The sequence below is a fragment of the Streptomyces lacrimifluminis genome (assembly GCF_014646095.1).
Classification (GTDB): Bacteria; Actinomycetota; Actinomycetes; order Streptomycetales; family Streptomycetaceae; genus Streptomyces; species Streptomyces lacrimifluminis.
On record NZ_BMMU01000001.1, the window covers coordinates 450,697 to 474,703 of the forward strand.

At 72.2% G+C, this 24,007-nt stretch carries 15 protein-coding genes, 1 tRNA gene and 1 pseudogene; 10 read left to right on the forward strand and 7 right to left on the reverse strand.

All coding sequences use genetic code 11. The features are described from left to right. Positions 1 to 14: 14 nt before the first annotated feature. From IEY89_RS02130 to IEY89_RS02140, 3 genes are all read left to right on the forward strand, one after another. Positions 15 to 620, forward strand: coding sequence for a GNAT family N-acetyltransferase (locus IEY89_RS02130; RefSeq protein ID WP_189145463.1), 606 nt, complete (start codon positions 15 to 17; stop codon positions 618 to 620). Between the two features lie 188 nt (positions 621 to 808). Then, positions 809 to 2,068 (forward strand): divisome protein SepX/GlpR, encoded by a 1,260-nt coding sequence (gene sepX / locus IEY89_RS02135; RefSeq protein WP_189145464.1) that lies wholly within the window; start codon positions 809 to 811, stop codon positions 2,066 to 2,068. A gap of 105 nt (positions 2,069 to 2,173) precedes the next feature. Further along, positions 2,174 to 2,247 (forward strand) — tRNA-Ala (locus IEY89_RS02140). A gap of 73 nt (positions 2,248 to 2,320) precedes the next feature. Here the strand turns inward: IEY89_RS02140 and IEY89_RS02145 are convergent. Both IEY89_RS02145 and IEY89_RS02150 read right to left on the reverse strand, forming a co-directional pair. Continuing rightward, complete coding sequence (locus IEY89_RS02145) at positions 2,321 to 3,148, reverse strand: AAC(3) family N-acetyltransferase (protein WP_189145465.1); 828 nt, start codon at positions 3,146 to 3,148, stop codon at positions 2,321 to 2,323. Next, positions 3,145 to 4,266, reverse strand: a complete 1,122-nt coding sequence (locus tag IEY89_RS02150) for a hypothetical protein (protein WP_229695007.1) — start codon at positions 4,264 to 4,266, stop codon at positions 3,145 to 3,147. Before IEY89_RS02150 ends, IEY89_RS02145 begins: the two co-directional genes overlap by 4 nt. Positions 4,267 to 4,472: 206 nt before the next feature. Here IEY89_RS02150 and IEY89_RS02155 point away from each other — a divergent pair, with 206 nt between their 5' ends. The 5 genes from IEY89_RS02155 to IEY89_RS02175 all read left to right on the forward strand — a co-directional run bounded on the left by IEY89_RS02155 (position 4,473) and on the right by IEY89_RS02175 (position 13,766). Beyond that, a complete protein-coding gene (locus tag IEY89_RS02155; RefSeq protein ID WP_229695008.1) occupies positions 4,473 to 6,902 on the forward strand; it encodes a TIR domain-containing protein in 2,430 nt (809 codons plus the stop codon). 188 nt (positions 6,903 to 7,090) lie between these two features. Continuing rightward, positions 7,091 to 7,999 (forward strand): AAA family ATPase, encoded by a 909-nt coding sequence (locus IEY89_RS02160; protein WP_373287171.1) that lies wholly within the window; start codon positions 7,091 to 7,093, stop codon positions 7,997 to 7,999. Beyond that, positions 7,996 to 9,192, forward strand: a complete 1,197-nt coding sequence (locus IEY89_RS02165) for a hypothetical protein (RefSeq protein ID WP_189145468.1) — start codon at positions 7,996 to 7,998, stop codon at positions 9,190 to 9,192. Before IEY89_RS02160 ends, IEY89_RS02165 begins: the two co-directional genes overlap by 4 nt. Then, on the forward strand, positions 9,189 to 12,497 hold the full coding sequence (locus IEY89_RS02170; protein WP_189145469.1) for a WD40 repeat domain-containing protein: 3,309 nt from the start codon (positions 9,189 to 9,191) through the stop codon (positions 12,495 to 12,497). Before IEY89_RS02165 ends, IEY89_RS02170 begins: the two co-directional genes overlap by 4 nt. 51 nt (positions 12,498 to 12,548) lie before the next feature. Continuing rightward, positions 12,549 to 13,766: a toll/interleukin-1 receptor domain-containing protein gene (locus IEY89_RS02175; protein ID WP_189145470.1), complete on the forward strand. Its 1,218-nt coding sequence runs from the start codon at positions 12,549 to 12,551 to the stop codon at positions 13,764 to 13,766. 67 nt (positions 13,767 to 13,833) lie between these two features. On the opposite strand, the gene fxsT is transcribed toward IEY89_RS02175, so the two are convergent. Genes fxsT through IEY89_RS02195 form a run of 4 tightly spaced genes read right to left on the reverse strand, consistent with a single transcriptional unit; the run spans position 13,834 to position 21,806 of the window. Continuing rightward, complete coding sequence (gene fxsT / locus IEY89_RS02180) at positions 13,834 to 17,823, reverse strand: FxSxx-COOH system tetratricopeptide repeat protein (RefSeq protein WP_189145471.1); 3,990 nt, start codon at positions 17,821 to 17,823, stop codon at positions 13,834 to 13,836. Beyond that, the gene (gene fsxC, locus IEY89_RS02185; RefSeq protein ID WP_229695009.1) at positions 17,820 to 18,995 is read right to left on the reverse strand and encodes an FxsC protein; all 1,176 of its coding nucleotides are present in this window, start codon (positions 18,993 to 18,995) and stop codon (positions 17,820 to 17,822) included. The genes fxsT and fsxC overlap by 4 nt, the downstream gene beginning before the upstream one ends. Next, positions 18,907 to 20,688 (reverse strand): HEXXH motif domain-containing protein, encoded by a 1,782-nt coding sequence (locus tag IEY89_RS02190; protein ID WP_189145473.1) that lies wholly within the window; start codon positions 20,686 to 20,688, stop codon positions 18,907 to 18,909. The genes fsxC and IEY89_RS02190 overlap by 89 nt, the downstream gene beginning before the upstream one ends. Next, positions 20,685 to 21,806 (reverse strand): FxsB family cyclophane-forming radical SAM/SPASM peptide maturase, encoded by a 1,122-nt coding sequence (locus IEY89_RS02195; protein WP_229695010.1) that lies wholly within the window; start codon positions 21,804 to 21,806, stop codon positions 20,685 to 20,687. Before IEY89_RS02195 ends, IEY89_RS02190 begins: the two co-directional genes overlap by 4 nt. A 741-nt stretch (positions 21,807 to 22,547) precedes the next feature. Here IEY89_RS02195 and IEY89_RS40325 point away from each other — a divergent pair. After that, a pseudogene (locus IEY89_RS40325) lies at positions 22,548 to 22,622 on the forward strand (DNA-binding response regulator); the annotation flags it as partial. A gap of 22 nt (positions 22,623 to 22,644) precedes the next feature. Here the strand turns inward: IEY89_RS40325 and IEY89_RS02200 are convergent. Further along, a complete protein-coding gene (locus IEY89_RS02200; RefSeq protein WP_189145475.1) occupies positions 22,645 to 23,124 on the reverse strand; it encodes a GNAT family N-acetyltransferase in 480 nt (159 codons plus the stop codon). A gap of 14 nt (positions 23,125 to 23,138) precedes the next feature. Between IEY89_RS02200 and IEY89_RS02205 the strand changes: the two genes are divergently transcribed. Then, entirely contained in the window at positions 23,139 to 23,996 is an 858-nt protein-coding gene (locus IEY89_RS02205; RefSeq protein ID WP_189145476.1) for an exodeoxyribonuclease III, read from the forward strand. Positions 23,997 to 24,007: the final 11 nt, after the last annotated feature.

The window sequence follows — 24,007 nt, forward strand, 5'->3', positions numbered from 1 at the left end:
GGCCGGTCGAGCTGGTGGACGGCGACATCGTCCTCCGGCCCGTCAGGCTGCGCGACCAGCGGATCTGGCGCGAGATCAACCGGCGCAACCGGGACTGGCTGCGGCCCTGGGAGGCGACGATCCCGCCGCCGACGCCCAGTGGCCCGATCGCCCACCGGCCGACCTACCGCCAGATGATCCGGCATCTGCGCGCGGAGGCCAACGCGGGCCGGATGCTGCCCTTCGCCATCGAGTACCAGGGGCAGCTGGTCGGTCAGTTGACCGTCGCCGGCATCACCTGGGGCTCGATGTGTTCGGGGCATGTCGGCTACTGGGTGGACGAGGCGGTGGCGGGCCGGGGCGTGATGCCGACGGCGGTCGCGCTGGCGGTCGACCACTGTTTCCGTACGGTCGGACTGCACCGTGTCGAGGTCTGCATTCGCCCCGAGAACGGGCCGAGCCGCCGGGTCGTGGAGAAACTCGGATTCCGCGACGAAGGGCTCAGGCCCCGCTATCTCCACATCGACGGGGCCTGGCGCGACCATCTCGTCTTCGCGCTGACCGCCGAAGAGGTACCGGAGGGGCTGCTGAGCCGCTGGCAGCGGGCACGCTCCCGGAACACGCCGCGGAATCCCGCGTAAATTGAATAAGTGTTCGAAAATGATCGGCCGACGATCGAGTGGCGATCGACTTGTTGTGTCAAATTCCCGCCCTCGATGACCCGCTGATCGCATCGATCACAAAAAAAGCTCGAAATATCAGCCAGATCGTGCGACACACCGGCTCAATTGGCAGATGGCCTCACGGAAACCCCTCTACCGTGTGAGGCGTGAGCAGCAGCGGCCTCATCTACGCAGTCATTGTCGGGGCCTGGGCCGCCTACTTGGTGCCGATGTGGCTCCGTAGGCAGGACGAGCTGAACGAGGCTCGTCCGACGGAACGCTTCAGCACCGCCATCCGGCTCCTGTCCGGACGGGCGGGCATGGAGCGCCGGTACGCCAAGGACCTGCGGGCGCGCTCCACCGACGAGGGGGAGCACAGCGCCGGAGACCCGGAGGGTGTCACCGACTCGGTGGACGTCCGGGCCTTCGCCGTGCCCCCGGCCCGCCCCCAGGCGAAGGTCCAGGTACAGGCACAGGCACAGGAACAGGCGCACCAGGAGCAGTCGTCGGCCCAGGCGCACGAACAGGCCAGGGCGCCGAAGCGGGAGCAGCACGCACAGGTGTCCGCTCCGGCCCCGGCCAGGGAACGGGAGCGGGAGCGCGTACCGGTGGCTCGTCGGAGCGCGAACGCATCGGCGGAAGCCGCCGCGCGCGCTCGGCGCTCGAAGGTACTCGCGCGCCGACGGCGTACGACGGTGATGCTGTTCTTCGCCTTCACGCTCGGCACGGTCGTGGCGGCGGTCGGCGGACTCGCCTTCCTCTGGGCCCCCGCGGTCCCGGCGGCCCTGCTGAGCGGATACATCGCCTATCTGCGTACGCAGGAACGGCGCCGCTTCACCTACCAGATGGACCGGCGCCAGGCCGAACTCGCCGCGCAGCGCCTGCGTGAGCGCCAGCCCCGGCGCCGGCCGTCCACCGACCCCGGGCCCGAGGAGCAGGACGAGCACCCCGAGCCGGAGACCGACCCCGGCCTGTCCGCACTCGCCGCCGACAGGCGTGCGCTCGTCGAGCAGACCGACCACGCGGAGTGGGTCGACCAGCAGCGCGAACGCCAGCGCCGCCCGGGCCACGGCGACAGCTGGGACCCCGTCCCGGTACCCCTGCCGACGTACGTGACCGCCCCGGTCGCCCCCCGCGCCACGTCCGACGTGGACCTCGGCGCACCGGACGCCTGGAGTTCGGCGCGGTCCAGCACGGTGGGCCGCGAGTCGGAGTCGTCGGCGGACGAGCCGGAGACGACGGAGGACGCGACGGAGGCGGAGCTGTCGGAGGGACCGGAGTCCGACTCGGAGGCGGACCCGGAGGGCTCGGACGGCCGCACCGACGCGCGCCGCGCGGCCTCCGCCCGGCGGTCCCGGGAGCGGGTCCGTACACCGCTGTTCGACCAGTACGAGGACGGCGAGCGGCCCCGCGCGGCCAACGAGTAACGAGCGGAACGGGCAGGTGGGGGAGCGTGCGACAACCTCGACCGACCGGCGCGGAACCGATTTCCGAGCACCCGGATCGGGATGCTAGAGTTTCACTCGTTGCAAGGGCCTGTGGCGCAGTCTGGTAGCGCACCTCGTTCGCATCGAGGGGGTCTGGGGTTCAAATCCCCACAGGTCCACCGCAGCTCAGAGCCCCTGCCGGGGAGATCCGGCAGGGGCTCTTTGGTGTCGTACGGCGGTGAGGTGCGGCAACTACTGCCGGTGTTCGATCAGCCATTTCGACGCGTACGCCACCGCGGGAGCAAGGTCGAACAGCAGGCAGTCGGCGGCCCCCACCCGGCCCGAGGTCACCGGACGCTCCGGCAGTGACGCGTAGGAGTCGCCCAGTGCCGGGAAGGCCGACGCGTCGAAGTCCACGTCGCGGTAGTGGTGCCAGCGCCGTCCTTCCGGGCCGTCGGCGACCGCGCAGCCGTAGAGGCGGGTGCCCTGGCCCGGCACGCGGTACTCGGCCAGGTGGAAGGCGGTGCAGACGGAGTAGCCCACGCCCAACAGCAGGATGCGGGCGTCCAGTTCCTCGAGGCGGGCCAGAGGGGAGTCCTCGCCCAGGTGGCAGTCCAGGGCGTGCCCGGCGGTGATCCGTGCGGCGGCCGGGCCCAGAGCGGCGAACGAACTCTGCGGGTGGTCGCTGCGCAGCGCGCCGGGGCGGGTGCGCACCTCCTCCGGCAGGACGCCGACTCCGAAGCTCGGGGTCCGCTCGGGGTCGAACGCGGGCAGGGTCGTGCGCAGTCGGGGCCACTCCTTCGCCGGGACCGCGTACCCGCGTGTGACGGGCCAGCGGGAGGGGTCGGAGTTGTCGGGGGTCTGCGTGTAGACGACGAGGGTGCCGTCCGCGCCGAGTGCCTCCAGCAGGGAGTCGACGACGGCCCGCGCACCCCCGTGCACCGGCCCGACGGCGCTCAGGGACGCGTGGACGAGCACGGTGTCCTTCGGCCGGATTCCCAACGCGCGGAACTGGGCCAGGAGTTCGTCGGAACCGAGAGGAGCGGCCGGAGTGCCCGGACGGGTGATGCCGGTGGTCATCGCAGGGCTTCCTGCGGGACGCCGACGATTCCGTACAGGTCGTCCGGCGAGAGAGCGGCGGTTTGCCGTGGGTCGGCGTACCGGAGGTCGGTCATCCGGTGCGGGTCGTCCTGCGGCAGGGCGACGACGCGGCGCAGTTCCTCCGGCGCCAGCGCGGTCCACAGCAGCCGCAGATCGTGGCGGACGGCGGAGGCCACGGGCCTGCCCTGCGCGTTCGTGCCGTCCAGGAACTCGCGCAGTCCGATGTCCCCGTCCCTGGCCATGGTGTACGGCGGAACCGAGTGCCGGGACAGCACCAGCGCCCCCGGTCCACCGGCCTCGGCCGGCCCGGCCGTGAACAGGCGTCGTACGTCGTGGAAGTGACGCTCCTGAAGGCTGCCGATGTCGATCACCCTCGCTTCGTCCGGGACGGGGCTGCCCTGGAGCAGGGCGAGCGGGACGGTGGAACGGTCGTGCACCAGGACATGGGCGGCGGCGTACAGCAGGGTCTGTTCGTCGGTGATGGCGCCGCCCTTGCCCGCGAGCCGTTCGACGACAGCCGCCCGCCGGGCGGGGGACAGCGTCCGCACCAGGTCGCCCAGCGCGGCCACGACATCGGTCGACGGAAGCGTGCCGTACACCCCGTAACGGCCCGGCGTCAGATACGACAGGAGCCGGCCGAGACAGCGGGTGAGCAGGTCGGTCTCGGCGGCCACGGCGGGCTCGGACAGGCCGTTGACCCAGCCGCCGAGGGAACCGGCGAGCACGATCTGGAGGTGGGGGGCGCGATGGCCCGCGGCGGTCAGCCGGGACGCCATGCACACGGCCGGGAGGACATAGCTGAGTGCCCGGAGCGGAACCGTGGTGCTGGCGCCGTACACGATCCGCAGGACCAGCGGGGCGCGGACGGCTTCGCCGGCGGTCCGCAGGAGGGGAACGACTCCGTGCCCCGGCAGCCCCTGGAGGTAACCCGAGCGTCTGGCCCCGGCCCCGATGATCGCGTCGAGCACGCGGGGACGCAGCCGGTTGACCTCACCGGTCTCCTGCGCGTCGGCACACGCCGGCAGGGTGGCCAGCGCGGCGCGGACGTCCGCCTCGGTCAGGAGGCGGGGTTCCTTGCCAGGCCCCAGGACAGGCACCCCCCGCAAGATGGCAGTGAGCAGATTCGCCTGCTTCTTTCCCAGGGGTGATACCCCTTCGGACGCGTTGTGCATGGGACCTGACAATTCGCTGATAAAGCCCGAATGGTTACGAGTTGATGGCCTGGATTGTGCCACGGTCGGCCGCCGGGCTCGTGCGAAACTGGAAACCAGGCAGGTACGCAAGCCACACGCCGGGGGATGAGATGGTGCCCGTGTGCCGCTATGCCGTCAGCTACGCGCACGGCCGGGACGAGGCCTGGGTCGCGAGATTCCTGGACGAGCTGAGACGGCGTCTGGAGACCCCGGACGGACCGCGTTTCCACCGCCTCGTCCCACCGTCCCTCCCGCCCGGCGGACAGGAGGGGTCGTACGGCGTCGAGACGGCGGACATCGTCCTGGCCCTGTGCAGTCCGGCGTATTTCAACGAGGGTCCCGCCCAGCACGACTGGGCGGTCCTGGCGCTGCGCCGGAGCCTGGGGCAGGCCCGCACCGGCGTCGCCCCGCAGACGGCCCTGCCCCTGGTCTGGGAGCCGGTCGACCGGCGGCTGCCGGGGCCGGTCGCGACGGCCGACGCCTTCGCCGCGGACCAGCTGCCCGAGTACCGTTCTCTGGGGCTGGCGCTGATGACGATGCAGGCCCCGCGCTACCGCGCCGCGCTTGACCGGGTGTTCGACGCGATCGTGGCCCGCATGACGGCGATGGCCGAGGCGACGACCCCGGCGCCCGAGCTGGACGACCGGTCCGGCGGGGAGGCGCCCGACGCGCTGTCGGCGGAGGACGCCGCCTTCACCGAGCAGTTCCGCAGGGAGGTGACCCCGGTCCTGCCCGCGATACCGGTCGCCCGCACCCTCAACGCCCGTGGCCCCGGGGCCACCCGGAGCGCCGGACCGGACGGTGGCGCGTCGCCGCCGGAGCGTGTCCTGGCCGCCGAGCGGATGCCGGAGCTGGGACGGCGGATCCTCCTCGTCGGGCCGCCGGGGGCCGGTCACAGCACCGAACTGGCGAGGCTCGCCGGAAGGGCGCTGGCCGACCTGGTGCCGGGGCGGACCGACGCGGGCCGAGCGCCCTGGGGCTGCCGGATACCGTTCGTGCTGTCGGCGAGGTCGGGGGCGCTGCCCCGGCTGGACGGGATGGTGCCGATGCTCGCCCCACGGGCGGCACCGCGGGAACCGGCCGGCTGGGCTGCCCGCCAACTGCGGTCCGGGCGGGCCTTCCTGGCCGTCGACGACCTGGACGCGGTGCCCACCGGCAATCGCGCCGCCGTGTGGGAGTGGCTCCTGCGCCTGCTGCGGGCCCACCCCCAGGCGCCCTGCGTGATCGCCACGAACGGCACCGGAGTGCCCTGGGACAGGCTCGGGGACGCCTTCCGGGTCGCCGGCCTCGGACCCCTGCCCCCGGACGGGGTGCGCACCCTGCTCGACTCCCTCGTGGCGACGTCCCCCGGTGACCGGCGGGTCCTCGGCGCGCTGCTGCGGCGGTTCGACACCGATCCGCTGCTCCTCGGCGTCGCCGGCCGCCCGGCCGCCGCCGCGGCACTGCTGCGAGTGGTGAGCGGTCCGGGCCGGCCGGGGCCGGTTTCGCGGCGTCGGCTGCTGCGTGCCGGAGTCTCCGCGATGTGGCGCCGAGGGCGGGAGGAGACGGCCGGGGCGTCCTCCTTTTCCGTGCCCGTGCCCGGCCCTGCCGCCGACCGGGTGCCCGACAGCGTCCTGAGGGCCGCCTCCGGCCGACTGGCCGTCGCCGCACTCGGGCTGGACAGCTCCCGCATTCCGCTGCGGACCGCGCTCGGCGCGGTGCGGGACCCGGCCGACTCCGACGGTGTCCCGGCCGAGCGGCTGCTGGCCGCGCTCGCCGACCGCGCGGGCGTGGTGTTCCGGCCGGGGCCCGACACCGTTGCCTTCCCCGGCCCCGAGGTCAGGACCTTCCTGGCGGCCCACCACCTGGCGCATGCGCCGGGTGCGGACGCCGACGAGCTGCTCGGGCGGCACCCGTCCGCCGAACTCGGCGAACTGTTGGCCCAGTTGAGGACCGCCGAGGCCGGCACCGGCACCCCGCGCAGTGTTCTCGCGACGACGGGCGGGCCGCCGCGCCGGCTGTCCGCCGGCAGCCCGCCGCCCCGGCCCGCCGTGCGGCGGGCGGGCGCACGGTCGGCCGCGGAGCTGCGCGCTCTGCTCCGGGCCGGCACCGCCGTGGCCGAACTGCGCTGCACCGGCCCCGTGGACGGGCTGGCCGAGGCACTGCCGCGGCTGCCCGGACTGCGCTCGCTGGTCCTCGCGGACGATCCGTCGCTCGCGGCCCTGCCGGAGCTGAGTGGATGCCGGTCGCTGCGGTCGCTGCGGGTGCTGCGCTGCCCGAACCTGAAGGATCTGACGGCGCTGGAGTCCTCGGCCGTCATGTTCCTCGGCATCGACCCGTGGCCGGACCTCCCGGTGCCGGCCGGTCTGCGCCGGGCACCCTGGCTGAGCGGGGTGGATCTGGTGACCGGCGGATCGGGGACCGGGGCAGTAGGGGCAGTAGGGGTGGCGGGGTCGGTCGGCGCGGCCGGGCAGCCGGTCACTGTGTTTCCGGAGCTGTCAGAGCTGTCGGAGATGCCGGAGTTGCCCGAGGTCCGGATACGGCGGCGGCTCCATGGCTGACGCTTTCGCGCGGCCTGCGGTTTGTCCGGCGTCCTCTGATTCGACCGCTCCGAGCCCGACCGGTTCGGCTTCTCGGGGAGAACCGTGCTGTCGGCCATATTCGGCGACCGAGTAGTGGCCGTACGTCCCATGGGGAAGAGTGCAACGGGGTGCGGTGCGCCGTAGGCGCGGGCTGATGACGGGGGGCAGTGGGCTTGATCAAGCTTTTCGACCCGGCCGAGGAGACCTACCGGCCTGCGAGGGCCGGCCGTACGCCGGCACGCGGCACGGGCCGCCTCGACGACCAGGTCTACCTCTTCGACGACCGGACCGTCCTCGCCGTCAACGTCGCTCTGGCGTCCGGCCGTCCCCTGCTGGTGCTCGGTCCGCCCGGCTCGGGGAAGTCGGCGCTCGCGCCGAACGTGGCACGGCTGATGCGCTTCCGCTACTACGCCGAGGTGGTCACCGCCCGCACCGAACCGCACGACCTGCTCTGGCGCGAGGAGGCGTTCCGCCAGCTCAACGACGCCACGCAGGGCACGCTCCAGGAACCCGGTTCGCGGGCCTACTTCCGGCCCGGCCCCCTGTGGAAGGCGCTCGATCCGACCCTGGACGAGGAGGACCCGCCCGCGTTGCGCGACCGTCCCGCGGTGGTCCTCATCGACGAGATCGACAAGGCCGACCCCGATGTCCCGGACGCCCTTCTCGATCCGCTCAACAACCTCCGCTTCGTCGGCCCCGACCGCCGCACGGTGACGGCGACCGAGGGCACGGGCGCACCCCTGGTGGTGATCACGAGCAACGAGGAACGGGAACTGTCCGCCGCCTTCCTGCGGCGCTGCATCCTGCTGAGGCTGGAGTCGCCCGACCGTGAACACCTGCTGAAGGTCGCCCGGTTGCACATGGGCGACGACTACGACGAGGCGCTCACCGTGGAGTTGGCCGCCATGTTCGAGAACGAGTCGATGGCGACCCGGCCGACGGCGAGCACCGCCGAGTTCCTGGACACCCTGCGGGCCTGCCGCCAGATGGGCCTGACGGCCGCGTCGCCGGAGTGGCGGGCGGTCGCGGGCCTCGCCATGACGAAGGCATCCTCCGACCCCTTTCCCTACACATGAACCGAGGCCCGGCCCGGCTGGGGGATCTCCTGCGGACGGCCCGTGCCCTCGGGGTGTCCGACCCGGACGGCCTGACCACGCTGGCCGCGGCCCTGGGAGTGGCGCTTCCCTCCGCCGATCACACCCCGTCCCCCCGCGCCGACACCCCGTCCGACAGCCCCGCCCGCCGTGGCGCGGACCCGGCTCGGCCGTCCCGGGGCGAGGGTACGGCGGCCCGCGCGAGCCGCTCGCGGAACGGCACCGGTTCCTCCGACCGGGCCCACGGGGGGAGCGCACCATCCGGGCCCGCCGAGGAGAACGCTGCCGCCGCGGGGCCGTACCACCGGGCCTCCCGCCCGCCCGCGAGCCCGCCCGAGGAGGTTCCCGGCCCGGACACCCGGTCGGCCACCGGCGGTTCGCTGCTGCTGGTCCGTGCCGCGCGCCCAACACCGGGCCGGGAGGCGGAGGGCTGGTGGCGCGAGACGGATCCGTCCGGTCCCCCGGACGACGGCACCGAGGAACTCCTCGGCCACACCGAGGCGTTCGACGTGCCCTGGCCGACGGCCCTGCCACGGCCCGCCCCGCCGTGGAACCCGCAGACCGAGCGGGCCGTCTTCCTCGCGATGGCCGGCACGCACACCACCGGACGCGCGGTCGACCACCTGCGGCTGGTGGACCTCTTCGTGCGCAGTCTCGCCGGTGGCCGGCTCGCCCGACCGCGGGTGCCCTACCGACAGCGGACCACCACCCGGGCCGGAGCGCTGCTGCTGATCGACCGCGGCGAGTCGATGCGGCCGTTCCGGCACGACCAGGAGTGGATCACCCGGCTCGCGGCCCGCATCCTGCCGGCGGGCGGGCTGCGCGTGCTGGACCTGCGCATCGCCCAGGGCGTCAGCCGCGACCGGGGGCGCACCTGGGAACCCCACCCGGTGTCGCCGTACGGGCAGCCGGTGCTCCTGCTCTCCGACCTCGGGCACCTGCAACCGCCGTCGCCGGGCCGCCACCACTCCTCGCCGGCGAGCTGGCTGCCGTATCTGCGCCGGCTGCGGGAGGCGGGCAGCCCCGTCGTCTGTCTCACGCCCTATCCCGCCGAGGAGTACCCGGCGGCCGTACGGCAGACGGTCGCGCTGGTTCCGCTGGACCGCCGGGTGTCCGTACGGCTCGCGCAGACCGCGGCCCGCCAGGACCCGCGCCGGGCGGGGCGGCGGCGATGACGGCGGCACCCGAGCACGGCAGGGCGTTCCGGCTGATCGCGGAAGAGCGCCGGCACCGGCCCGCCGTGGTACGGCTGGCGCGGTCGCTGTGCCTGGCCGCGCAGGCGGAGCCGTACTTCCTCAGAAGCGCCCGGCTCCGCTTCGCCCCGGACAGCAGCGCCGGTCTGGAGGCCAGGCTGTACTTTTCACCGCTGGTGGAGGCCGCCGACAGCCGCGCACTGGTGCTGTACCCGGAGGTCAGCGCGGAGCTGCGGCGCGAGCTGTACCACCAGGACCCCGACCTGCTCGGCTCGGTCCGCGACTTCACCCTCACCGCCCACCGCTGCGCACCGCCCCTGGTCCGCGGTTTCGAGGAACTGCTGTGGTCGGCGACCATCGGCCCACCGCCCGCCGAGGCCGAGGTCGAACGGACCCTGACCCCGCTCTTCCGCCAGGTGCTCGCCGAGGGCGTCGCGGCGGCCGAGGCCAGTCGCTGGATCCTGCGCTTCCTCCCCCGGCTGCCGGAAGCCGTACGGGAGTCGCTGCCGGCCTGGCGGCTCCAGGTGATGGCGGCGGAACGGCTGGGCATGGAGCCGCCGCGCGGTCTGCTGACCCGGGCCGACGCCGACGAGGTACGGACGGTGCGGGCGCTGGTCCACACCGAGGTGGACATCGGCGTCCGGGCCTCGGCGGACGGCCTGGTCCTGAGCCGGCCCCCGGAGCGGGGCGCCCTGGTCTGCGGGGCGAGCGGGGCGGGCCGCGTCCAGCTGCGACTGCGTGCGGCGCTGCCCGGCGCCCAGTGGCACGAACTGGACCTGTACGACGGCGAGCACACCGCCCTGAGCATCGGCGTGGCCGCCGAAGCCCGCGCGGACGGTACGCTCCTCGCCGCGCAGGCGGAGCTGGGCGGCACGCTGCTGTGCGCACGGGCGGGCCACCGGGCGGCAGCCGCGACGACCGCGGACGGCCGGACCGTACTGCGCATCGACGACGGCGAGTCCGTGCTCGCGGTCGATCTGCCCGAGCAGCCGCGCCTGCTCGCGGTCGCCGACGCCGGGCCCGCCGCCACGGCGGTGGTGACCGGCAAGGAACTGCACGTGGTGACGACGGCCGTGGACGGTACGGCCGACGCCGTACCGCACTCGCTGTCGGTGCGGCCGACGGCCGTGGGCTGGTCCCGGACCCGGGAACGCGGCGTGCTGTGCCTGGCCACCGCGAACGACGTCCTCCTCGTCGACGACGCCGACCCCGGCCGGACACTGGGCACGCTGTCGCATCCCGCGCCGGTGGTGCGCCTGTGGTCCTCGGTCCGGGCGGGCCTGGTGGCCGTGGCGGACGCGCACGGCGGCGTGACCGTGCACGACCTGGCCGGGAGCCCGGCCGCCGGCCTCGAACGGTGGCAGCAGGGTCCGGGGGCCGGGGTCACGACTCTGTGCGGGGACCCGTGGTCGGGGGCGGTGGTGTGGGGCTCGGCGGATGGGCGGGTGTACGGGACGAGGGCGAGGACGTCGGGGGGCTCGGCAGGGGCAGCCGGGGGAGGGGCGGATCCCGCGTCCGGGGGTTCTGGCGGGGTGGAGGGGATCGCACCTGGTGCTTCTGCTGGGGTGGGTGATGTCCCGGCGGATGTGTCCGTGGGGGTGGGGGATTCGGCGTCCGGGGGTTCTGGCGGGGTGGAGGGGATCGCGTCCGGTGTTTCTGCGGGGGCGGGGGATTCTGCGGTGGGTGCGATTGCGGGGGTGGCGGATCCCGGGTCCGGCCGGTCTGGTGGGGTGGCGGACCGGGCGGGGGTTGCGTCTGGTGTTTCTGCGGGGGCGGGGGATTCCCCGGCGGGTGCGACCACGGAGGCGGCGGATCCCGGGTCCGGGCCGGCCGGCGGGGCGGCGGACCCGGTGTCCGGCACCGTCGGCCGGGCGGCGGAAGCCGTGGCCGGTGACTCAGTTGGTGTCGGCGGTGTCGGCGGTGCGGGCGGTGGTGTCGTGCTGCTGGGCATGTTGCCGGCGCCCGCTTCCTCGCTCGCGCTGCTCTCCGATGCCGGGCTGGTCGTCGCCGCGGACGGTGGGGACCGGTTGTTACGGCTCGCCTGGCCGCAGGGCGGGCCGGTCACGGCGGTGCCGATGCCCTTCCGGGTACGGGAGGTCCATCCGGCGACGGGCGGGCTGCTGCTGGTGTCGGGGCACGGTGGCGAGGTGGAGATCCGCGCGGAGGACGGCCGCACCCATCTGCTGACCCCGGGTCCCGTACCCTCCCCACCCGACGAGGCGGGACCCGGCTGGCTCCGGGACAGCGTCGGGGTGGTGCTGCCGGCGGGTGACGCCGTGCTGCCGACCGGCATCCGGCGCCGGGGCATCGGGCACGTCTGCCTGCCCGCCTCCCTGCCGCCCGACTCGGAGGAGTTCGCCACGCTGCTGGCACGCGCCCGCGAGCAGGGACTGCGCGTACTGGCGGAACTGGCGCCCCCGGGCGAGGACCTGCCGCCCGGCGAACTGCTCAGGCGGGCCCACGACCTGCTGGAGGAAGCGGTCGACGGACTCCGGATCGGCGACACGGCCCACTGGCCGGTGTCCCTCCTCACCCGCCTGCGCCATCTGCTGGACGCCTACCCGCAGGCGGCGGTGGTCACGACAGGCACCCCTCGCATCGCACTCGGTACCGGCCACCTCGTCCTGAACGCCGCCCCGGACCCCGCGACCACCCTGGGCCCGCCTCACGAGCCCGAGGAGGACGGGAACAGCACCGGTGGTATGGGGGGTACGGGGGGTACGGGTGGGAACACCGAAGCCGAGGTCCGCATACCCCGCACCGCACCGCTCCTCCCGTACGGCACCTGGTTCCTCCCGGACGGGCTCCCCCACCCGCAGGCCTGCCTGCTCCTGGCCCTGCCGGGCTGCCACGAAGTACCCGCCTCGGTCCTGGCCCCGGCAGGGCGGGCGTCCTCGGCGCTACGCCCCCTGCTCGCGGCGCGCGCCGCACAACTGGCCCTGCGCCACGGCGGAGTGGAACGACTGCCCACCGGCCACGCGCGCCTGACCGCCGTCCGGCGCGACCATGCCGGACAGGCCGTCCTGTGTCTGACCAGTACGGCCGACGTCCCGGTCACCGCCCGGGTGCCCCTGCCGGAGGCCACCGCCGGGACCGAGCTGATCGAGATCGCCCACGACGCCCCGGAGCACCCGCCCGCCGCGCCGCCGAGGGTCCTGCGGCCGGCTCCCGACGGTCTGGTCACGGTCGACCTCGACGCCGGCCGCACCCGCTGGTTCCGCATCCGCACGCACGCCCACCCGCCGCCGGACGGGGCCCCGGACCCCTTCGCCCCACCCGCTCCCTGACACACAACGGTCCAGTACTCGGTCCAGTACTCGTTCAGTACGAGGAGTCCCATGCCCGGTCCTCATGTCTTCCTCAGCCGCAGCGAACCTGTGGGCTGCACCTGCAACTGCTGGCCGGCCCGCCGCGCCATGGAGGAACTGCTGCACCAGGAGGGCTGCGAGCCGGTCGTCGTGGACCGGGAGTCCCTGGTGCCGGGACAGGACTGGATGGAGGCCATCTCCGACGGCATGGGCAGCGCCCACGGCATGCTCCTGATCGTGTCGAGCCATGCCCTGAAGTCCGAGCACGTGCAGAACGAGCTGGCCATGGCGGAGCTGCGCAACCGGCACGACGGGTTCCCGGTGATCCTGCTGATGCTGCCGGAAGTGACCCTGGACGCGCTGGAGAAGAGCGGGCTCGGGTCGCTCAGCCCGACCAGACGCCAGACGGTGGTGTGGTCGGGAAAGGCCGACATCGAATCCGTACGGCGCGACATCAGTCCCCAACTCGATCTGATGCACTCCGAGTTGAGCGGAGCCAAGGTGCACCACCGGGTGGTCCACCATCTGCGGGAGGTGGATGCGCAGAGCCTGAGCCGGGCCGGCGCGACGCTGGGGGTTCCGGTCGAGACACTGTCCCCGCTGATGCGTCACCGGCTCGCCTCGGGGCTCCTGTCCGAACGGCCGAGCGAGCCCGAGACCGACCCGCTGCGCGCCGCCCTCACCGAACTGCTGCCCCTGTCCGGCCCGGACGCCTCGCGGGAGCTCATCCAGCTGAGCGTGACCCACGCCCGGGTGCCCGCCGACGACGCGGACCGGATGCGCGGAGTCCTCGGCACCGGCTTCCCCAGGGTCGCGGTGCTGCCCGCGCTCTCCACGGACACGGCACGCCGGTACATCCACCGGGCCAGTGAACAGCCGTTGCCCTGGGACCACTTCGTCGTCACGCTGACCGCGGGCGCAGGTGTCCTGGGTGATCTGGTGCAGCGCATCGGAGAGGAACTGCTGGAGGAGTTCGACATCCACGACGAGGAGACGCTGCGCGAGCACGAGCACGACTTCGGGCCGGTGGTCGTGATCGTCCCGCATCCCCCGGACGCCGACCTGGTCAGGGCGCTCGACACGACGTATCCGGTGGGGCTGCTGTTCCTGTTCGTGGTGGACGGGGAACTGCTCGGCGCCACCGGGGCGCACACCCGCCTGGAGGGCCTGCCCGCCTGGCGGGAGGAGGAGATGAACCGCACGGTCCGCCGGTTCGTGCGCAGGTACGGGTCGACCCTGAGCAACTGACCCGGTGTGCCGTGACCGCCCCGCCCCGCCCCGGTACCGGCCCGGGGCGGTCACGCGCACTGCCGGCTCAGGTGGGAGGCATCTCCAGGTCGAAGTCGATCCGCTTCCGGTCGTTCATGACCCGGACCATGGGATGGTCCGACCCGAACTCCTGCTCGGCGGCCAGCACCGCCCCGCGCACGCCCTGGAGGGTGTTGTCGTCACCCATGAGGCTGCGGTCCAGGGCGACGTTGTACTCCGCGCAGAGCACCCGTGGGTGATGGTCGCGGTAGAGGACGCGATAGGCCTCTCGGGCGTTCTCGTCCTCGGCGAGCGCCTCGTCGTACCGGCCCAGCGCGGCCAGCACGCCGGCCCGGTTGGAGCGGCAGCCGATGGTGGCGGGGTGCGAGTCGCCCAGTCGTGCGACGAGGAGCGGGAGCGTCTCGTCGGCGAGTGCCATCGCGCGCTCGGTCTCGCCGCGGCTCCTGAGGATGGCCACCAGGTTGGTCGCGGCTGCCAGGGTGAACGGGTGGTCGGTGTCGAGGCGCTCGCGGTAGCGCTCGAAGTTCTGCTCTCCGAGGTCCATCGCCTCCGATCCCCGGGCCGGATCCAGCAGCGACAGGGCGAGCAGGTCACAGGCGAGATTGGCCGTGCACGACATGGTGTCGGGGTGCCCCTCGCCGTAGAGCTCCCGGTACACGTTCAGGGTGGAGCGCGTCAGAGCCTCCGCCTCGGCGTAGTTGCCGAGGCGGCGCTGGGTCACCGCGAGGGACGCGTCCGTGCGCAGCACGTCGTTGGACGTCTCGCCCCGGAGTTTGACGAACTGCCTGCGGACCTCGATGAGGAGGTCGAGGGAACCCTGGTAGTCGCCCGTCTCCCGGCGGTCCAGCGCCACTCCGTTGGCCACGACCCAGGTGAGCCGCTGCCGCAGCCCTACGGACTGCCGGCACCTCTGGTACGCCTCCGTGGCCCGATCCAGGGCTTCGCCGGGCTTGCCCGCGAGGTTGAGGGAGACCCCGAGGTTGTTCGCCGCCCGGAGGGTCTCCTCGTGGTCGAGGCCGAAGCGCGGGCTGTGCAGATAAAGTTCGTAGGTTCGGCGGTCCTCGTCGAGCGCGTCCTGATAACGGCCCAGGCCACGCAGATCGGCGCCGTAGTTGCGGGCGGTGACGAGGGTGTAGCCGTCGTCGGGGCCGAGCTGCTCGCGCTGACGCCGCAGTGTGTCGGCGTCCAGCGCGTGGGCATCCCGGTAACGGCCCAGGGAGCGCAGCGGGTTGGCTACCTGGGCGGCCAGCCGCAGCCGGAGGTGATGGTCCGCCCCCAGGGACTCCGTCCAGCTGTCGAGTGCCTTCTGCCCCAGGGCGGCGGCGGCCCGGTGGTCGCCGATCCGCCACTGGTTGCGGACCTGGCGGATGACCCACTCGCACACCCGCGCATCGGTGTTGGCCAGCGCGTCGGAGGGTTCCAGATGGGGCAGCAGCTCCGCGAACCGCTGCTGGGCCGGTGTGCTGTCCTCGTGGAAGGAGGCCGAGGGCAGGGCTCCCGCCAGCACGAGTTGTGCCTGGTGCCGCGTCCGTTCCTCGCGCTCGGGGTCCTCGCCCAGCCATTCGCGCACCGCGGCCTGAACCAGGCGGTGGACCTGGATGGAGCCGCTCTGCTGGTCCACGGTGGCCAGCGCGTACCGCCCGAGGTCACGGATCAGATACCCCATCACCATGGGGTCGAGCACGGATGCGTCGCTGGTCTCCTCGGCGAGCCGGTTGCGCATGGCGTCGCTGTAGAGGAGGGAGTGTGCGATCGGCTCGGGAGAGAGGAAGGCACAGAGTTCGAGGAGCCGGACCGCCGCGGGCCGCTCGTTGCCGAGCCGGTCGACGGTCAGCCGCCAGACCGCCAGGAGGGACCCCTGCTGGCTGTCTCCGCTGTCGCCGGTTCCGCTCAGAAGCGCGCTGACCCGGCTCCTGACCTGTTGGAGGTAGGTGTCCAGGGGCATGGCTGTCTGCCGCAGCCAGGCCGCCGCGAGCTCCATGGCCATCGGGAAGTCGCCGAGCGTCTCGGCGATCCGGTCGGCGTCGCCCACGGAGAGGCCGTCCACCCTGCGGCGCAGCAGGGCGATGCTCTCGGACCTGTTGAAGGCGTCGACCTCCACGGCGATCCGGTTCTCCTCGTGAGGCGAACGCCGGGCGGTGAGGATGACGTGCCCCGGCCCGTCGGCGGGAAGATACCGCTCCACCGTCGTGTCTCCCTCGTCCCTGTTCTGGGTCTCGCCGTTCGTGCCCTGGCTTTCGGTGACGTTGTCGAAAACCAGCAGCCAGCGACCATGATTGCCGCTTTCCAGCGCCGTCATGGTCGCCTGGGCACGTTCGTCGACCGTGTCGCCCGGAATTCCCAGCTCCAGTCCGAGCTCCGCGAGGAGCTGCGGGATCCGGTTGGGCTGTTCCGCCGGGATCCAGTGCACGAGGTCGTACTGGGAACCGTACCGGTGGACGTACTCCTGCGCGATCTGGGTCTTTCCGATCCCGCCGAGGCCGTACAGGAAGACCCTGCCCGCGGGCGTGTCCGAACGCAGAGATTCAGAACTCAGTTCGGACCGCAGCCGGTCCAGCTGTACGTCGCGCCCGGTGAAGGCGTTGTTGCGGCGCGGCACGTTGAAGATTTGGGGGGCCAGGCCCGGAAAGGCGAACTCACTGACGGCGGAGGCCGGGGCCTCGAGTTCGAGCAGGCCGAAGACCTTGCTGAGCACCTGAGCGGCGGACACGTCCACCAGCGTGAATCCCGGCAGCCCGCGCAGCGCCGGCTCCGGCTGGTGCTCCCGCGTGCGCAGGCCGATGATCTTGGGCGGTTCGGGGGCCGTCACCAGCGCGCGTACCTCGTCGGCGACCGGTGTGGTGGCGAAGTCGGGCGAGAGGAGCGCGATGACCACGTCGGCCCCGGCCGCGGGCTCGTTGGGCAACCGCATGGACGGGCTGCTTCCGCGCAGTGCCACGGAGATCCCCGCGGCCTGCAACTGGGCCGCGATCCACTCCGCCCAGGCGCCGTCGCGCAGCGCGTAGTCGACCCGTACCCGGGGCACGAGGCGACCGCCGGGTACCGGTACCCGCTGGAAGCGGGCGAGCAGTTGCCTGCGCACCGGCTCCTCGACCGGCCGCAGGGCCGTCACCTGACCGTCCGTGATCACCGAGGTGAGGCGTTCGTAGGCGCCCAGTAGGGAGGCAGGCTGGCGAGGTGTGTCCGCGACGGTGGCCAGCACCTCCTCGTAGGCGAAGAACGGCTTGTAGGGGATCTCCACCGCGCCCCAGTAACCGTCGGGGTCGGCGGCCCGCGGTGTGTCCTTCAGGAACTCCTGGAAGCGCTGGCGGGCATGGCCCCGGCTGACCGCGAGCTTCTCCTGCTCGGCGTCCTCGACCCGCATGGGCACGGGGAGGATCCTGACGTGCGGGACGCTGCGCCGTACCTCCGCGGCCACGCTGGCACTGCCGTCCACCGACTGGGTGTTCAGCGTGAAGCAGTCGACCAGCACGTCGGGCATGGCCGTCGTGGTGATGCCGGACGTGTCGCTCCAGCCTGTCCGGCTGTCGATCAGGGCGTAGTCGTAGTTGCGCCGCATGTCCTCACGCAGGGCCTGCAGGAAGGCCGCGCCGCCCCGACGGTCGTAGAACCCCTTCCAGTCGTACGTGTTGATCGTCTCGGAGTATTCGGGGGTCTTGCGTCCCGGGGACACGAAGTCGACGTAGCCGCCGCTGTCGAAGTTCACCGCCAGGGTGGAGGCGAAGCGCTCCACTCGGGCGTACTGGCTGTAGTCGCCGTCGGCGGGCCTCGGCCTGGCCAGGTCGAACCCGCGGACGAGTTCGATGACACCGGGAGTGGAGTCGAGCTCCGGGTCGCCGAGGAACGGCGCGAAGTAGCGGTGCAGACCCGGCGCCTCCAGGTCCCAGTCCATGGCCAGTACACGTTTACCGTTGCTGGCCAGGATCCAGGCCACGTTCGCCAGGGCCATGGTGCGACCGGTGCCGCCCTTGAACGAGTAGAACGTGACGATCGTGCCGGACTCGCGGGTGTCGGCGTCACCCGAGTCGAACGTCATGAGGAATACCTTCCGAGCAGGGGAAACGTATGGAGGCCATCGGCCGGCGTTGCCGGGGACCGAACGGCTTCGACCGACTTGAGCGCCTCGTTCTGGAGGCGGATGAGAACCTTGCGCAGGGACGAGGTGAAGCTCTCCGCGTCCGGCAGCCCCCAGCGTTCGTCCTCGCTGTGCTGACCGCGCATCAGAGGGAGGGTGTGGTCCAGGAGTTCGTCGAGGGTGACCGTCCGTTCGACCGACTCGGTGTCGTCGCGGGCCCTGGGTTCGAGCGCCGTGGTCGCCTCGGGACTTCGCTCGTCCACGGCCGCCAGCAGCCGGCGTTCCTCCCGCCGCATGGCCACCCAGGCGTCCACCAGGAGCACGACGAGCTGCTCGGGGTCCTGTTCCCGGGTGATCCGGTCGACGGTCTCCTCGTTCAGCGGCAGCACGGTGGCGGTGAAGTCCAGTGCCGTGGCGGTGTTCTTCACCAGCGACACCAGGGCCTCGTGCTCCCCCGGAGCGTACGGAGACCAGTTCAGGGCCGTCTTGCCGTAGTACTGGCTGGAGTGCCGCTCTGCGGGCAGGTCGTCCTGGGCGGTGGACGCCACGACGAAACTGACCGTCTGGCCGCCGACGGGAGTGGGCACGCCGAGGGGGGAATGACTGCCGGTCGCATCGAATCCGTGCACCTCGGGAAGCCGTTCCGCGGCGACGACGATGCGGTCGGCGGTGGCCCTCAGCACCTCCTCGTACTCGGACCGGTAGCGCGCCTTCAGCCGCAGCAGGTGCAGCAGCCCGTCGCGCCGATAGGCCGCCGACCGCACGCTCAGGGGTGTGGCCGGGGCGACGGCGTCCAGCGTGTGCGCGGGGTCGGGCTCCCACATGACGGGGACGACCGCGTCGGCACTGCGGCCGGTCCTGGACCACTGCATGTTGAGCCGCCGCTGGAAGTAGGACAACTCGGCCCGGCAGTAGGACTGGCTGAAGTAGCGTGATGAGTGCAGCACGACCAGGACGGTCGACCGGCCCAGCAGATCCACCGACACGTCCGGCGAGTGAGGCTTCCCGCGGACACCCACGGCCTCCGGGGAACGCCCGGTGCGCTCAGCGACCACCCGGCAGAGGTCGTGAAAGAACGACGCGACCCACTCCTCGTCGACGGTGCGGACGTGACTCAGATAGAAGTGGCTCAAGGTGACTCCAGTTGCTTGGCACGGCCCCATGGCGCGGGCAGCCTCGGGCTGCGCCGGACAGAGGCCAGGAGCGTGCCGCCACCCTCCCCGACTTCAGCCACACCAAAACGGCTTGATATTCGAATATAGGAGAAATAAAGACAAAGGGTTTTTGTGCACAATAGGCGGCATTCGATGTCTCGCTGCAGGCGCACCGCCGCGCAACCCGTTCCGCCCACGCCCCCTCCTCCCCATGGTTGACCGCCCCGTCCGCGCGTTGCGCGACAGCGGAACCGCTGCTTGCCGCGCTGCCCGTCGACCACGGCGGTGGAGGCCTGGCCTCGGCGGTTCCGGAAGGAGGGATGTTCTCCCCTTCTCCCTGGATCACCCGGACGGGCGTCGATCTCTCGATGCCCGACCCCACGGAGGGGTGAATCACGCGTGGTCGACGCACCCGGAAGCCGTGCAGCTCCGCCTCGTCGGTCATGCGTTCGAGGAAGTAGGTTCCCCAGGACGTCAGAGCGGCCTCGTTGCGCCGCAGAACCCGCAGGGCCGCGGCCACCTGCCGGCCGTACCGGTGCAGCCGTGCCTCGGCCGCACGGGCCGGTGCGCCGTCGAGCGCGTGGTAGACACGCGACCAGAACTCCAGCAGGCCGAGGTGGGCGTGTGTCCCCGTGAACGCGGCGCCCAGCGGCCGGGGATCGGGGCGCCAGCCCACGCGGAGGAGGGTCCGGTCGTGCGGGTCGGTCAGGTCGACCAGATCGGTCAGAGCCGCCAGGGCTATGTGGTTCGTTTCGTGGAGCACGGTCTCGGCCAGCCGCACCGGATCCCGCTCGGGAGCGGCAGCCACCGCTCCGTACGCCTCACGGGTGGATGAACTGCGCCCACGCCCGCGCGGCCCGGGCTGCAGCGGGACCAGCGCCGACCACAGGACGGCACAGTCGGCGGCCCGCTCGGGCATCAGGTCGTCGAGCAGTCTCCACGCCTGCTCCAGCACGGTGTGCCAGGCGGCGAGTTGTGCCGGGGTCTGCCGGTCCTGGACCGGAAAACCGTGGACGTCCCGGTACGGATCGATGTCTTCCACCACCACCGACAGGCGGGGTACGGGCGCGGCGGACGGAACCGTCAGACGACAGGGCGTGAACCGGCGCGCCGCGCCGCCACGATGTCCGTCGTCCCGTTCGTTCTCGCGAAGGTCCGTCTCCTGGTCCGGGAGCTGCAGGATCCAGCCGTCCAGCCGGACGGTGCCCGTGCCCTCCGGCAGCCGGACTCCGCCCAGCGTGGGCAGCCAGAGCAGCCCGTCATGGGCTGGAAGGGTCAGTCTCGGCCGCAGCCCGGCGCGTAACGCGGCGGCGTGCCCGAACGTCCCCAGCCGGGTGAGGTCGACGGCGAGGTCCTTGTCCGTGCCGGTGCCGTGGAGGGCGCGTAGACTCCGCCCGAGCCAGACGCCGGCATGCGGGTGCAGCAACACCTCTTCGAAGGCCTGGGGATTCGCCGCGTACGCCTGGACGCACAGCCCCCAGCCCGCGATCGCGCTCTCCGCCCCCAGGCCCGGCACGGCCCGCCGGGCGGAGTCGGCCAGGCCCTTCAGGAGCAGCAGACGTCGGCTGATCTGCCCTCTGCGGAGTACGGCCAGCGCCGAGGCGGCAGGACGGCAGCGGGCCAGCGCGCCGAAGTCCTCGGACGTCATGCGTAATCCCATGGGCTCGGTCACGAGGCCCTCCCGAGGAGTTCTCTGACGTCGGCCGCCACTCGGTCCCGGATGTGCGCGGTGAGCGGGCGGAGGTCGGCGCAGAAGACGCTCGGATTGTCGAATCCGTTGCGGGGGTGGAAGCGGTGGGCCCGCAGCCCTCCGCCGCAGAGCCGGACCACGGGGCAGTCGAGGCAGTCGGCGGCGAGCGGGGCCGGTTCCGCTCCACGGGCCGTCACCACACTCGGATGCCGGGCCACCGTGTCGAAGTCGTGGTCGAGCAGGTTCAGTCCGGTCGCCGCGGCGCCGTCGTAGGCGGCTTTGAGGTTGTCGGGGAGTTCCACCGACAGGTCGCTCTCCACCACGATGAAGTCGGAGACCACGGGCCCTGTGGGCGCCGACGGGAGCCGGCCGCTGAGCGACAGTTCCATGATGTTCTCGAAGCGGCGGATCCCCGTCTCCCTGACCGGCGCGGTGTACCAGCGCTCGAAGACGGCCAGCAGCCAGTCGGCGTAGGGCGTCGCCGCGGTGTCATGGCCGGGCGGCGGATGCTCCCACGTGCTGTGGGGAAGGAGGAAGTCGATCATGGGGGGCTCGTGGGAGAGCAACTCCTCGTACACCGCCACCGGATCGTTGGCTATGTCCACCGTGCAGAGCAGACCGCTGTACAGCGCTCTGTTCTCCGGTCGCCTCAACAGTTCCAGCCCTTTCAGAACGGCGGTGTAGCTACTCCGGCCGTTCCTGGAACGCCGATGGCGGTCGTTCGCGGCGCGGTCGCCGTCGAGGCTGACCCCCACAGACACCCCGTACCGGCGGAACAGATCCAGCCACTCAGGATCGAGGAGTGTCCCGTTGCACTGTACTGAGATATCACAATCCGACACGCCCTGTAGCGCGGACCTCAAGGCCGAGACGATGTGTTCGATCCGCCGTCTCCCGGCGAGCAGCGGTTCCCCGCCGTGCAGCACGACGCGGACCTCGGGCAGGCCGTGAACCCGGGCGTGCTCCGCCACCCTCTCGGCGAGCCGCGCGGCCGACTCCTCCGCGATCACCCCGGGTTTGTGCCGCCAACTGGTGTCCCGCAGTTCGTACACGTAGCAGTGGTCGCAGGCGAGGTTGCACTGCTGAGAGACCTTTACCACCCATTCACGAAAAGGCCGTACCGTCTCCATGCGCCACCTCCCGAGACCCGGCGCGCATCCGAATCGAGCGCGACGCGGTGTCCGGCGGCAGTGCTGAATCGAACGAGGACGCACCGCTGTTCGGGTCCGCGTGGCCGTACACGACCCGCCTCAGGATCTGACCGAGTGGGCCGGCGGGCAGGGCGCCGAGATCCTGCTCCGACTGTCCGGCCAGGTCCGGCATACCCAGGTCCACGTCGGTCGGTGGCTTCTCCACGAACCCCCCGTGCTCACTTGGACTGCCGCACCCGGCAGTTGCCCCGGGCACGACGGTGTGGATGTGGTCGTTGTGGGCGTGCGTCGGCCCACAACTCGGCTTTGAGTATGCTGAGTTGCGGACGGATTCATGCAGTTCTGCTTTCAGGGAAGCACACTGATCGCCCGGCGGCCAGAAGCCCACGACCGCGCTCCACGGCCAGCGGCCGGTTCTCGCCATGACGCCCACCAGCCTTCCCCTCACGACGCGGTGTCGGCATCCGCGCGACTCCACGTCACCATGAGTCTTCCCCTCGGCACGGCGAGGTGACCCATAAGTAGACGCGGCGATCCAAGCCGATGGCGGCGAAGCGGGCCTGAAGCCGGGCTGTACGGCCTCGGCATGCCCGGGGCGGTCAGTCCCGGATCCCTGCCAGGTCCACCGGCCTCCGCCGCGGCGACAACGCCGCCGGGACCAGGGCCGAGGCCACGGCCAGTACCGCGCACACCAAGCTGGATCTGCCCCCGGCGGACGAGACGCATCGCCGGGTACTGGCGGTGCCGGCGTTTCCGCGGGCGTGAGGAACCGACCCCTCTGTCGGCCCTACAGGCTCTTGGCGTAGCAGCGGCTCGCCTCGTGGTGGCGGTAGTAGCCGAACTTCTCGGCGGGTTCGTACCCGCTGGAGGTGTACAGGGCGATGGCCTCCGGCTGCCGGTCGCCCGTCTCCAGGACCATGCGGGTGCGGCCGGCGGCGCGGGCGTCCTCCTCCAGGGCGGCGAGTATGCGGCGGGCCAGGCCGAGTCCGCGCGCCTCCTCGACGACGTACATCCGCTTCAGCTCGGCGTCGCCGGTCAGGTAGCCCTCGTCGGTGTCGTCGTCGTGGCCGCGCCAGCCGCCGGTGGCGACGGGGCGGTCCTGCTCGTCGTACGCGATCAGGTACAGGCCGGACGGCGGGTCGAACATCGCCGGGTCGAGGTGGGTGGCGTCGCCCTCGTCCTCGTAGCGGGCGGCGTACTCGGCCTGGACCTGGTCGTTGAGCTTGACGGCGTCGGGGTGGTCGAAGGAGACCCGTCGGATATTCATGCCGTTCACGGTACATGTATGCATGTCGCTGTCGCCAGGTGATTTCGCTCTCCGGGTATCGTGCCCGCGTGCTGACTGTGACCACTGTGAATGTGAACGGACTCCGCGCCGCCGCCAAGAAGGGCTTCGTGGAGTGGCTCGCCGGGACCTCCGCCGACGCGCTGTGCCTCCAGGAGGTGCGCGCCGAACCGCAGCAGCTGCCGGAGGAGGTCCGCGCCCCCGAGGGCTGGTACGTCACGCACGCGCCCGCCGCCGCCAAGGGCCGCGCCGGTGTCTCCCTCTACAGCCGCCGCGAGCCCGACCGCGTCCAGGTCGGCTTCGGCTCCGCCGAGTTCGACGGGAGCGGCCGGTACGTCGAGGCCGACCTGCCCGGCGTCACCGTCGCCAGCCTGTATCTGCCGTCCGGCGAGGTCGGCACCGAGCGGCAGGACGAGAAGATCCGCTTCATGGACGAGTTCCTGCCCTATCTCAAGGGCCTGCGGGAGCGGGCCGCCGCCGACGGGCGCGAGGTCGTCGTCTGCGGCGACTGGAACATCGCCCACCAGCCCGCCGACCTCAAGAACTGGCGCGCCAACCAGAAGAACTCCGGGTTCCTGCCGGAGGAGCGGGAGTGGCTCGGGCGGGTGCTCGACGCGGCGGACGGCGGGTTCGTGGATGTGGTGCGGGCGCTGCATCCGGAGGTCGAGGGGCCGTACTCGTGGTGGTCTTACCGGGGGCGTGCCTTTGATAACGATTCAGGGTGGAGGATCGACCTGATTGCCGCGACAGCTGGGATCGCAGGGCGCGCGGTCAAGGGGATCGTGGAACGCGCCGCCAGCCATGAGCAGCGGTGGTCGGACCATGCTCCGGTGACGGTGGTCTTCGCGAGCTGACAGTGTGGGGC

Coding starts and splice junctions, on each gene's coding strand:
- IEY89_RS02145 (WP_189145465.1), bottom strand. CDS start 3,148: ATGACCACCGGCATCACCCGTCCGGGCACTCCGGCCGCTCCTCTCGGT.
- IEY89_RS02155 (WP_229695008.1), top strand. CDS start 4,473: ATGGTGCCCGTGTGCCGCTATGCCGTCAGCTACGCGCACGGCCGGGAC.
- IEY89_RS02165 (WP_189145468.1), top strand. CDS start 7,996: ATGAACCGAGGCCCGGCCCGGCTGGGGGATCTCCTGCGGACGGCCCGT.
- IEY89_RS02170 (WP_189145469.1), top strand. CDS start 9,189: ATGACGGCGGCACCCGAGCACGGCAGGGCGTTCCGGCTGATCGCGGAA.
- IEY89_RS02175 (WP_189145470.1), top strand. CDS start 12,549: ATGCCCGGTCCTCATGTCTTCCTCAGCCGCAGCGAACCTGTGGGCTGC.
- fxsT (WP_189145471.1), bottom strand. CDS start 17,823: ATGACGTTCGACTCGGGTGACGCCGACACCCGCGAGTCCGGCACGATC.
- IEY89_RS02200 (WP_189145475.1), bottom strand. CDS start 23,124: ATGAATATCCGACGGGTCTCCTTCGACCACCCCGACGCCGTCAAGCTC.
- IEY89_RS02205 (WP_189145476.1), top strand. CDS start 23,139: ATGTATGCATGTCGCTGTCGCCAGGTGATTTCGCTCTCCGGGTATCGT.